The organism is Streptomyces sp. 2A115 (genome assembly GCF_052245575.1).
Taxonomy (GTDB): Bacteria; Actinomycetota; Actinomycetes; order Streptomycetales; family Streptomycetaceae; genus Streptomyces.
In genome coordinates this window covers 132,229-144,216 of sequence record NZ_JBQQCG010000013.1, presented here as the reverse complement: position 1 = coordinate 144,216, position 11,988 = coordinate 132,229, and the positions used below count along the sequence as shown (strand labels likewise).

3 protein-coding genes are annotated in these 11,988 nt (G+C 72.3%); all 3 read right to left on the bottom strand.

Translation table 11 applies throughout. The annotated features are described in order from the left end of the window. Positions 1–4 precede the first annotated feature (4 nt). Positions 5–9,589, bottom strand: coding sequence for an amino acid adenylation domain-containing protein (locus ACTWQR_RS14510; RefSeq protein WP_443227437.1), 9,585 nt, complete (start codon positions 9,587–9,589; stop codon positions 5–7). 409 nt (positions 9,590–9,998) lie between these two features. Continuing rightward, positions 9,999–11,039, bottom strand: coding sequence for a guanitoxin biosynthesis L-enduracididine beta-hydroxylase GntD (gntD, locus tag ACTWQR_RS14505; RefSeq protein ID WP_443227436.1), 1,041 nt, complete (start codon positions 11,037–11,039; stop codon positions 9,999–10,001). Position 11,040: 1 nt separating this feature from the next. Beyond that, positions 11,041–11,232, bottom strand: a complete 192-nt coding sequence (locus ACTWQR_RS14500; protein ID WP_443227435.1) for an MbtH family NRPS accessory protein — start codon at positions 11,230–11,232, stop codon at positions 11,041–11,043. Positions 11,233–11,988: the final 756 nt, after the last annotated feature.

The window sequence follows — 11,988 nt, the reverse complement described above, 5'->3', positions numbered from 1 at the left end:
CGTCTCACAGTTCGTAGTCGCGGTCGGAGTCGTGGTCGTTCCCGTACGGGGCGCCGTCGTGCTGGTCGCCGTCGTCCGCGTGCGTGGCGCGGCGCATGTCCAGGCGGGCCGCCATCTCTTCGACGGTCGAGTGCTCCAGCAACTCGGCCACGCTCAACGCGGGCAGCCGGTCGCGGAGTTGAATGAGGGTGAGCGAGGAGCCGCCCGCCTCGAAGAACTTCTCCCGGATCCCGACCCGCGCCCTGCCCAGCAGCCCGGTCCACGCCTCGGCCACGGCCCGCTCGCTGTCGGTGCGGGGCGGTAGATACGCGGGGCCCACCGGAGCCTCGGGCGAGGGCAGGGCCTGGCGGTCGACCTTGCCGTACAGGGTCAGAGGCAGCCGTTCCATGGGGACGAAAGCCGTCGGAATCATCTGCTCCGGCAGCCGCCCCGCCAGGTGCTCCCGCAACTCACCCGCCCCCGGGCCGGCCCCTTGGGCCGTCTCGGCCGCCTTGCTCACCACATACGCCACCAGGTGCCGCGCCGGGCCCTCCCCGGCGGCGACCACACATGCCTGCGCGACCTCGGGGTGCCCAATGAGCGCCGCCTCCACCTCGCCGAGTTCCACGCGCACGCCGCGCACCTTGACCTGGCCGTCGGGCCGGCCCACGAAGCAGAGAGTGCCGTCGGGGGCCCAGCGGACCAGGTCGCCCGTGCGGTACATCCGCTCGCCCGGCTCCCCGAACGGGCAGGCCACAAAGTGCCCGGCGGTCAGCCCGTGCCGGCCCAGATAGCCGCGCGCGAGGCAGTCCCCCGCGAGATAGAGCTCGCCGACGGCGCCCACCGGAACGGGCCGCAGCCGGGCGTCCAGCACAAAGCACCGGGTGCCCGCGGTGGGCCTGCCGAGCGGCGGGGTGGCGCGTCCGGACAGCGGCGCGCTCATCACGGTGCATACGGTCGCCTCGGTCGGCCCATAGCCGTTGAGCACCCGCCCCCTACGCGACCAGCTCTCCACCGTCTCACCGGGCAGCGCCTCGCCGGCCGCGAACACCGTCACCCCGGGTACGGAAGCGGCCGGCATAGTAGCCAGGACGGCGGGCGGCGCAACCAGATGCGTCACCCCGCGCTCCCTGATGAACCCGGCCAGTTCCGGCAGGGGCCCCGGCGGGGCCAGCACGACGGCGCCCCCGGTGAGCAGCGGCGCGGCGAGTTCGAAGAACGCGCTGTCCCAGCCGGCCGAGAGCCACTGCAGCACCCTGCTGCCGGCCCCGATGCCCCCGTTCCGCTCGCCGGTGGCGGCCAGATTCGCGACGCCGCGGTGGGTGACAACGGTGCCCTTGGGACGCCCTGTGGAGCCGGAGGTGTAGATCACGTAGGCGGCGTTGCCCGGGCGGGCCTGCACCTTCGGCGCTGCCGTATCCGGATGGCCGTCCCCCACGCCCGTTCCGTCGGAGTCGAGGGTGAGCACGGGCACACCCGGATCCCACCCGGCGCCCGCGGGCAGCAGCACCAGAGCGGCGCCCGCGTCGGCCAGCATCCACGCGCGCCGCTCGGCGGGATGCACCGGGTCGAGCGGCATCGTCGCCGCACCGGCCTTCCACACGGCCAGCTGGGCCGTCACCATGGCGACGCTGCGGGGTATGCACAGGCCGACGATCGATTCGGGCCCGATACCGCGAGCGGTGAGCGCGTGGGCCAACCGGTTGGCCCGTCGGTCCAGTTCCGCGTAGGTCACCTGCTCGACGCCGTCGCCGCTCAGCAGGGCGAGCGCGTCCGGGCTGCGGCGGGCCTGCTCGGCGAACAGGTCCTGGACGCAGCCGGGGGGAACGGGTGCGAGGGGGGAGCGCGTCCAGTCCCCGAGCACCTGCCGCCGCTCCTCGTCGGGCAGTACCGGCAGGTCGCCGACGCTCCGGTGCGGCTCTTCGGCCATCCCGCGCAGCACGGTCCGCAGCCGGCCCGCCAACCGCTCGATGGTGGCGGCGTCGAAGAGCTCCGGGTCATAGCCCAGTTGCAGCACCAGCTCATCGCCCGGGTACGCGATCAGGGCGAGCGGATAGTTGGTGTTGTCGTCGCCGTCCAGCTCGACCACGCGCATCTCGCCGTGGCGTACGTCCTCCGGTTCACCGGGGTAGTTCTCGAACGCGACTGTGCTGTCGAACAGCGGTGTCCCGGCGGGCACGCCGCTGTGGGCCTGCTGCCGCGCCAGCGGATAGTGGCCGAACTCCCGTGCCACCGCCTGCTCCTCCTGCAGCCGGGTCAGCCAGTCGAGGGTGTCGGCCGTGGAGTCGACGGCAACCCGTACCGGCAGGGTGTTGATCAGCGGCCCGCTGATCGTCTCCACGTCGGGGACGGCCGCCGGGCGGATGGACACCGCGGCACCGAACAGCACCTCGTCCACTCCGGCGTGCCGGGCCAGCAGCACCGCCCAGGCCGCCTGGACGACCGTGCTGACGGTCAGTCGGTGGCGCCGCGCGAAGTCACCGATGTCCGGGGTGCCCGGCAGCCGGAGGTCGAACGTCCGGATGTGACGGCCGACCGACCGCACGGGACGGTCGTACGGCAGCGGCGTGGGCGTGTCGAACCCGGCGAGCGCCTTCCGCCAGTACGCCTCGGCGGCCTCGCCGGCTGTGCCGTCCTGCCCGTGCAGCCACTCCACGTAGTCCCGGAACGGCCTGCAGACGAGGGGTACGGGCACTTCCCCCCTGGTGAGCGCGGCGCAGTCGGCGAGAGCCGCGTCCACCATCCGGGTCAGGCTCCAGCCGTCGAAGAAGAGATGATGAGTCGTCAGCAGCACGTGCGCCCTGCTGTCCGACAGCCGCGAGATCGTCACCCGGAAGGGGATCGGACTGCGCAGATCCAACCCCTCGGCGCGGTCCCCGTCCTCCAGTCGCCGAAGCCGCGCACGCTGCTCGCCCGGCGGCAGCGACCGCAGGTCGTGCTGCGTGATCCTGGGCTCCGCGCGGTGGACGACCTGCACCGGCTCGGCGAGCCCGGACCAGTGCACCGTGCTGCGCAGTACGGGATGCGCCGCCACCACCCGCCGCCAGGCGGCGGCCAGCGCCAGCGGGTCCGTGACCCCGTCGATGACGAGCGTGAACCGGCGGGCGTAGACATCGAGCCGGTCGCCGCCGCTCAGCGAGTGGTACAGCATCCCGGACTGGAGAGGCGTCAGCGGATACACGTCCTCGACCGCGCGGCCGTCGCCGACCAACTCGTCGACCTGTGCCTGGCTGAGCGTGGCGAGCGGATAGTCCGAGGGAGTACGCCCCCCGCTGCCGGGCGTCAGGCAGTATGCGGTGAGCGCACGCAGCGCGGCGAGCGTGCCGTCGGCGAGCCGCCGGATCTCCGGTTCGTCGTAGGCGTCGCGGGAGTAGTCCCAGGTGAAGATGAGTTCGCCGCCGGTGGTCTCGGCCGTCACCTCCAGTGCGAAGGGCCGGATCTCGTCCGGGTGAAGGGCGTCGGTGAGCGGGAACTCCCGTCCGCTGTAGAAGCCGCCGCGGGTGTCCAGGGGCGCGAACTGGCCGAGATAGTTGAAGTTGACGTGGGGCCGGGTCGCGTTCGGTGCGCCGTTCCGGCCCAGATACCGCAGCGCGTCGTGGCCCAGACCGTTCCGGGGCACGGCCCGTAGCTGCTCCTTGACGGCCTTGAGGGCGGGGCCCCAGTCGGCGATGTCCGCCATCTCCGGCAGCTCGACGGTTACCGGAAACTGAGTGGTGAACCAGCCCACCGTACGGGAGATGTCCACCCCGTCGAAGAGCTGCTCCCGGCCATGACCCTCCAGGTTGATCGCGACGGGCCCCGGGCCGAGCGCCCGCGCCAGCGCGGCCAGCAGCACATCGTTCGGCCGGGTGCGGTAGGCGACGGGCACCTGGCGCAGCAGCGCCGTGGTCTCGTCCCGGCTCAGCCGGGCGGTCACGACCGCGCCGGTGCTGACCTCGGCGGGGACGGATGGGGCCTGTGGCGGGATCCGGACGCCGCTCCAGTACGGCAGTTCGCCGTCGAGCCCGCCGGAGGCCACGTAGTCGTTCAGCCGACGCGCCCAGTCGGGGAACGACGTGGACTTCGGGCCGAGGTCGATCTCGGTGCCCTCGACGGCCTGGATGTAGGCGGTGCGCAGATCGTCCAGCAGGATCCGCCAGGACACGCCATCGACGACGAAGTGATGGACCATCAGCAGCAGTCGGGGGCTGCGCTCAGGGCCGAGGTCGATATGCACGGCCCTGAGGAGCGGCCCCGCGCGCAGATCGAGCGCGGCCTCCGCGTGTGCGATGACGGCGGACATATCAGGAGACGGGGACGCGTCGTCGGCCAACTCGTCGTAGATCTCGAAGACTTCGCCGGCCTCCTCGTCCCCCTGGTCCTCCACCGGCGCGATCCGCAGCCGCCAGGCACCCTCTTCATCGTCGCGTTCGGCCCGCGTCCGCAGCGCGTCATGGTGCGCGACGACCGCGTGCACTGCTGCCCGTACGGCCGCCACGTCCACCCCGGCGGCCAGCTCGACGCAGCGGGGCATGGTGAAGCGGTCGGGGCACGCGGTGATGTTCTCGAAGAACCAGTGCTGGATGGGGGTGAGCGGGAACGGCCCGGACACGGAGTCGTCGGACGCATCCGCGGCCACGGACGTATCACCGGAGGTATCGGGCGCCACGGACCCGACGGACACCACCTCGGCCAGCTCGCGGATCGTCTGCCGCTGAAAGATGTCCCGCGACGCGATTTGCAGCCCTTCCCGGTCCAGTGCGGCGACGACCTGGACGCTGAGGATCGAGTCGCCGCCGAGGTCGAAGAAGTTGTCGTCGATCCCGGCCCGTTCGACGCCGAGGACCGCCGTCCACGCCTGGGCCAGCGTCCTTTCCGTGCGGGTACGCGGCGCAGCGAAGCGGGTTCGGGCGGCGGGCAGCGCCGGATCCGGGAGGGCGTGGCGGTCGACCTTGCCGTTCCGGTTGACGGGGAGCTCGTCCAGCACCACGAAGGCGGACGGCACCATGGGCGCGGGCAGCACCTCCGCGACAAGGCGCCGCAGGGCCTCGGGCGTCGGCGCCTCGACGGCATGGCCGTCGGCCCGCTGCCCGTCGCCCCGCTGTCCATCGGCGGCGACATACGCCACGAGCCGCTCGCCCCTGGCCACCACCGCGACGCCAGCCACCCCGGGGTGGGTGGCCAGCACCGCCTCGATCTCGCCCGGTTCGATCCGGAAGCCCCGTATCTTCACCTGCTGGTCGACCCGGCCCCGGAACTCCAGCACCCCGTCGGCCCGCCGGCGAACCAGGTCCCCCGTGCGGTAGAGCCGCTCACCGGGGACGTACGGATCGGCCACAAAACGTTCGGCGGTACGGCCGGGACTGCCCACATACCCCCGCCCGACCCCGTGCCCGCCGATGTACAGTTCCCCGTCCATCCCGACCGGCACGGGCCGCAGATAGGCGTCGAGCACCTCGATGCGGGCGCCGTTGACGGGCCCGCCGATCGGCACGGCCCTGCCGACCGTGCCCGGGTCGCTGCCCGCGGGCAGCAGGTGCGCGGTGGACATGACGGTCGTCTCCGTGGGCCCGTACGCATTGACGAACGTGCGCCCTGGCAGCCAGCCCGCCGCCAGCTCGGGCGGGCAGACGTCGCCGCAGGCGAGGACCGTTTCAAGGGCCGGGACCTCGTCCGGGGCGACCGTGGCGAGCAGCGCGGGCGTCAGCAGCAGCAGCGTCACGCCGTCGCGGCGCAGCTGCTCGGTGAGGCCGAGGGTGCCGTCCCGTTCGCCCGCCTCGCTCAGGCACAGGGTCGCGCCGGAGAACAGCGGCGTCAGGGCCTGCCACAGCCCGCAGTCGAAGCAGATCGACAGATGCAGCAGTGTCCTGGTGGCCGGGCCGAAGCCGAACATGCGGCGGGCGTCCTCGGCGGCGAGCGCCAGGGAGCCGTGGGTGATCATCACGCCCTTGGGGCGGCCTGTCGAGCCCGAGGTGTAGAGGACGTACGCCAGATTCGCCGGCCCCACACCGGTGCGCGGAGGCACGGCCGCCCGTGCCTCCGGCCCGGCCCCGCCCGGATCCAGGCAGGTCACGGTCGTATCGCCGGGCAGCACATCGTGGAGCGGCTCGCGGGTCAGCACCACCCGCGTGCCGGTGTCCGCGAGCAGCAGCGCGAGGCGCTCGCGCGGGTACCCGGGGTCCAGTGGCACCATCACGCCCCCGGCCTTGAGCACGGCGAGCAGCGCCACGATCAGGTCCGGGGAGCGCTCCAGACAGATTCCGACGGGTGTCTCGGGGCCGACCCCGCAAGCCACCAGCCGGTGGGCCAGCCCGTTGGCGCGTTCGTCCAGCTCGCGGTAGGTCAGCTCCGTCCCGCCGTGCAGGACGGCGAGCTGCTCGGGTGCCCGCCGCGCCCACTCCTCGAACTGCTCATGGGCACCCTCGAACGGCCGTTCCCGGGACGGGGGCAGGGGCGGCGCGGAGAGCGCGGACGGCTCCCGGTCGTCCCCGCCCATCGGCAGCAGTCGCAACGGCCGTTCGGGATCGGCGGCGATCTCCGCCAGCAGTGCGGTCAACTGACCGGTGAGCCGTCGCACCGTCGCACCGTCGTAGAGGTCGGTGTTGTAGTTGGCATACAGCCGCAGCTCATCACCCCGTTCGCGGAACTCCAGGAACAGGTCGAAGTTGGCCGCGACCGTGGGCAGTTCGAGGTCCTCCACAGTCAGCCCGGCGAAGTCCGGCTCTCCGGCGGGCGCGTTCTGCATCACCACCAGGGCGCTGATCAGCGGCGATCGGGCCGGGTCGCGCTCCGGCGCCAGCGCACGCACCACCTGCTCGAACGGTACGTCCGCGTGCGCGACGGCATCCAGCAGCGTGTCCCGGACCTGGCCGAGGAAGTCGCCGAAGGCCTGCCGCTCGTCCACCGTCGAGCGGATCACGATCGTATTGACGAAGTCCCCGACGAGATCGGCCCACTCGGCGCGACCCCGCCCCGACTCGGCGGTGCCGACAGCCACATCGGCCTGGCGGCAGTGCCGGGAGAGGAGGAGCTGACCCGCCGCCATCAGCGTCGTGAACAAGCTCACCCGCCGCGCCCTGCTGAGCTCCTTCAGCCGGCCGGTCACATCGGCCGGAACCGTGGCCCACTCCGCGGCACCCGCGGTGCTGCGGGTGGCTGGGCGCGGGCGGTCCGTAGGCAGCTCGGTGGGCGTCAGCCCGTCCAGCCGCGCACGCCAGTAGTCGAGCCGGCGATCGGCATCGGCGCCGACCAGGTGTTCGCGCTGCCAGCGCGTGAAGTCCGCGTAGCGGGCGGCGAGCGGGGGCAGCGCGGAGGACTCGCCGTGCACGGCGGCGGAGTAGCAGCGGGCGAGCTCCGAGAGCAGGACCTCGTTGGCCCAGCCGTCGGTGATGAGGTGATGCATCGTCAGCGCGAGGACGTGCTCCTTCGCGCCGAGCCGTACGAGCAGGGCGCGCAGCGGCGGCGCCGCCCGTAGGTCGAAGACCTTGCGGCGCTCTTCGCGCAGCACCTGCTCCAGCGCGTCTTCCACGGGTGAACCGGCATCGGCGCCCCGCAGGTCGACGGAGTCCAGCGCCACCGCACCCGGCTCCACCACCACCTGCACACCCTGCCCGTCGACCTTCTGGAAGGTCGTACGGAGGGCGTCCTGCCGCGCGACCACCTCGGTCAGCGCGTGCCGCAGCGCCGCGACATCCAGCGGGCCGGTCAGCCGAAGGGCCTTGCCGATGTTGTACTCGGCGCCCGGTGCGTAGTCGTGCAGAAACCACAGTGGCTGCTGCGCGAACGACAGCGGCAGCCGCTCGTCGGCGCCCCCCTCGGGCGGCGGCGCGCTCCGTACGAGCGGCCCGGCAGGCTCGGCGGGCGCCAGCACGGCAGCCAGCTCCGCCAGTGTCGGCCTGTCGAACAGTGCGCGGTACGGCCACACCACGCCGAGCCGGGACCGGGCGAGGGCCGCGGCCTGGATGCCGATGACGGAATCGCCACCCAGGTTGAAGAAGTTGTCCTCGGCGCTCACCCGTTCGACGCCGAGCACCTCGGCCCAGATCTCGGCGAGCTCCCGCTCGGCAGCGGTGCGCGGCGGAACATACGCCGCCCCCCGCTCCGGCGCGGGCAGCGCACGCCGGTCCAGCTTGCCGTTGGGCAGCGCCGGAAGCCGGTCGAGCACGACGAACGCCGCGGGGACCATGTGCGCGGGCAGGCTGTCGGCGAGAAAGGCCCGCAACTCGTCGCCGCCCGGCCGTACGGGCGCGCCTTCGCCCGTCTCCGGCTCGACGTATCCGACGAGCCCCTGCCTGCCCTCCTCCCCCGCGGTCACGGCGGCGCGCCGCACTCCGGGATGCCGCAGCAGCGCGGCTTCGATCTCACCGGGCTCGATCCGGAAACCGCGGATACTCAACTGCTCGTCCGTACGGCCCAGATACTCCAGATTTCCGTCGTCCCCCCACCGCACCCGGTCCCCGGTCCGGTACATCCGGGACCCGTCCGCCTCGAACGGATCGGCGACAAAGCGCCCGGCGGTCAGCGCTCCGCGTCCGTGATAACCACGTGCGACCCCGCTCCCGCCCAGATACAGCTCGCCTCCCTCTCCGTCCCGCACCGGTCGCAGCCCGGAGTCCAGTACATAGGCGGCCGTACGCGGGACGGGCCGCCCAATCGGCACGAACGGACCCTGTACGGCCACGGCCTCAGATGTGGGGCGAGTGCGCAGCATGCAGGAGTCAATGGTCGTCTCGGTGGTCCCATACGCGTTGACCACGACCGTGTCCGGATGCAGCCGCCCGGCGAGCTCCCGGAAGTCCCGGGCAGCCCAGCCCTCCGAGCCGACCGACAGCAGCCGCAGAGGCGGCATACCGCGCCCCGCCCTTCCCGCCTCCCGCACCAACTCCGTGGCGAGCCCCGGCATCGTCTCCACGGCCGTGCCCCCGTGCCGCTCGACCAGCTCCAGCAGCCGCGCCGGCTCGGTGACCGCCTCATCGGGAGCGATCACCAGACAGCCACCGGCGAAGACGGACCGCAGCATGTCCGCGAAGAACAGGTCGACGGACAGGCTGGTGACCGACACGAAGCGCAGCGGCTCCGCGTGCAGCCCGTACGACTCGTCCCAGGCCGCCCGGATATGGGCCAGTTGACGGTGTTCGACGGCGACGCCCTTGGGCGGTCCCGTGCTGCCGGACGTATAGATGACGTAGGCGAGATTCTCGGGGGCGGGACGTGCCGGCGACGACTCCTCGGCATCTCCGTCGTCCTGGGCACCAGACCTGTGATCGATCACCGTCAGCCCGGCCAGCCCGTCGAACAGCTCCGCCGGCCCCGGCTCGGTCACCACGACCTCCACGCCCGCGTCCTCGGCCATCCACCGCAGCCGGGTCCTCGGGTGTGCGGGGTCGAGCGGCACATAGGCCGCGCCGGACTTGAGTACGCCCAGCACGCCGACGGCCATCGCGGCGCCGCGCCGTACGCTGAGGCCCACCAGCCGCTCGGGACCGGCTCCGCGCTCGGTCAGGGCGTGGGCGAGGGCGCTGGACCGCCGGTCGAGCGCGGCGAAGGACAGCTGCTCGTCCTCCGCGATGACCGCAAGGGCATCCGGCGTCCGTGCCACCCATTCCGCGAACAGTTCGAGCGGCTCCCGCACAGGATCTCCCCCGTCGCCTCACCGGCCGTTGGACGGACCCCATGTTTCCGCACGGCGAGAGGCCGTAGAAGACCTTTCAGTCGTACGGAAAACAGCCAGGTCAACGCACCCGCACGGCATGGAACCCGCTCCGGGGCGCCGATGCGCTCGGACCCGCGCTCCTCCGCCACGTTCGCTTCACCGTAGGCACCGCACCGAGGGCCTGCTCCAGGCTCGGAGGCGGATCAGCGCCATCGCTCCGATAGGCATCACGCCGCTGGCGGCCGCGTCCAGCCCGTTGGCCGTGATCACCGAGCGCAGCAGGGTTGTGGGGGCCGCCGCCGTCGACAGCGACTCGCGGCCCGTAGCAGCGCACGCGTTCCCGCAGGATTGAACAGCTCGCCATCGTGCCGTCCAGCAATCCCTCGAGTCAGCCCGACAGGACTGCCCGAGCCGTGCGCCGGGTGGCTGTGACGCCCGCGTCGGCCATCCGCCGCAGGTCGCGTGTCACACTCACCCGCTTCAGCCAACGATCCGTACCGTCGAATCGCGGCCGGAAGGACCTGCGTCCATGTACGCAACGCTGGTTGTCCAGGAACAGGTAGTCCCCTGCCTCCAGAGCCAGGTCGTCGAGCCGCCGGCCGATCTCCTCCTTCAGCTCGTCCAGCGCCGCCTGCGCCTCGGGATCGTCCCCGGAGACGACAGTGAAGTCGGCGTCGACGCACAGCGACTGGTTACCCTCCGGCCCTGACAGGATCCGCGCCGGCGCCGGATCCGCCCATGCGCCGACGTCGTCGCCGCCGGTGGGGCTGTGCGAGGTGTCGGGCAGGTGGTGGAAGCGCGGCATGCTCAGCAGGGACCGGGTCCGCTCGGTCAGCCGCAGCGAGCGCAGCTCGGTGAACGTGGTCGGCACCCGGTCCGGATTGCGCAGGCAGGCCAGCCCCAGGTAGTGGGCCCGGTACGGGTGGAAGGCGTCCTCCGTGTGCCAGCCGAGTTCGACGGTGCTGCTCGCGCTGGTCTGCGAGCTCTGCGCGTACGCACTGGGCACCACGTCGTGCACCAGGCGCCCGGCCTGCTGGGTCTCCCAGCCGAACACGTCGCCGAGCAGCACGCCGAACAGCACCAGGCAGATCTCCGGCGCCATCGCCGGCTCCCGCGGCTCGGGTTCGAACTCCGGTGGAGTGGTGCCGAGTTCGCCGTCGCGCAGCCGGTGCCCGCGGATACGGAACGCACCGATGTCGTCATTGAGCCGGACCCGTTCCAGCCATTCGCGAAGGCCGTACGGCAGCCGCTGCGCGTGCAGGCGCGCGTTGGCGATGAAGCGCGGGTCCTCCACGCTGTCATAGGTTCCCGCGACCTCGGCGGCCGCCTTGTCCAGCAGCTCGCTTTCGGCCTCGTCGAGACGGTAGACATCGCTCGCGTCGTCGACGGTCCCCTCTCTCGGCTGCGCCTCCAGGTCCGTGCTCCGCACGTCAGTCCCGCCCGTTCGGGCCGACGGTCCAGACCTCGTCGACGTGGGCGGAGCGTTCCTCGACGGTGCCGGCGAAGTCGAGGCGCTCCCAGCCGAGCGGCACCTCCCCGTTCTCCAACCAGAGGGAAGGTTCACTCTTCTCGTGGCGCAGCACGGTGAAAGTACCAGCGTCCCTGTCCGGGCTGTTGCGCATGGCTTCCTCTTCTCCCTGCTTTCGTGTGGACTTCTCGCTTGCGCGAAATCACGTGCGGCTGCCCGGTTTCACAGGTGCCGGAGCCGGGCGCGCAGGGCTCGGGCGGTGCCGTGTGCGGCGTCCCGCGACATCGATCCCCCGGCATCGATGAGGCATGACCGGCGGCCACGTGTACCTCCGTGGTCTCTCCGGTCAGCACAGGAGCCCACGGCCCGAGTGGTCGTGGACTCGGTACGAGGGCTGCCGTCTTCCTCCAGGTCGGCGACGAACAGCACCACGGGTCCTTCGTATGCGGCCGGCTCGTATGCCTGACAGGCGGCGGGCGAGCCGCCGGACCGGCGCGGAGGCCCGCCGGGGCGTCGAGCAGTGCTCGGCCACCGGGTGTCGGTTCGGGTTTCCGGCGTGGCGGCCGGGGCGGGCGGCACGGTGGTGTCCAGCAGGACGAACAGCGGTGTTTCGGGCCCGACGGTGCGCAGTCGCCGCGCCATCTCCAGGGCCGCCCGGACGGTCCGGTCGTCGCCGAGTTCGCGTGCTCCGGGGTCGGAGCCCGTGTACGCGCGCTGGCCGGAGCGGGCCGGGAGCGCGGAAGTGTGCCCGATTCAGCCGGGCCGGGACTCCCGGCCCGGCGGACCACGGCACGTGTGACGCCCTCGCCGAGCAGGTGAATGCCTGGCTCGAAAAGGTGGCACCGCACCGTGCCTGTGACCGGGCTTCGACCACCTGCGTACGGAAGGCCCCCGAAGGGTCCGTCAAGCA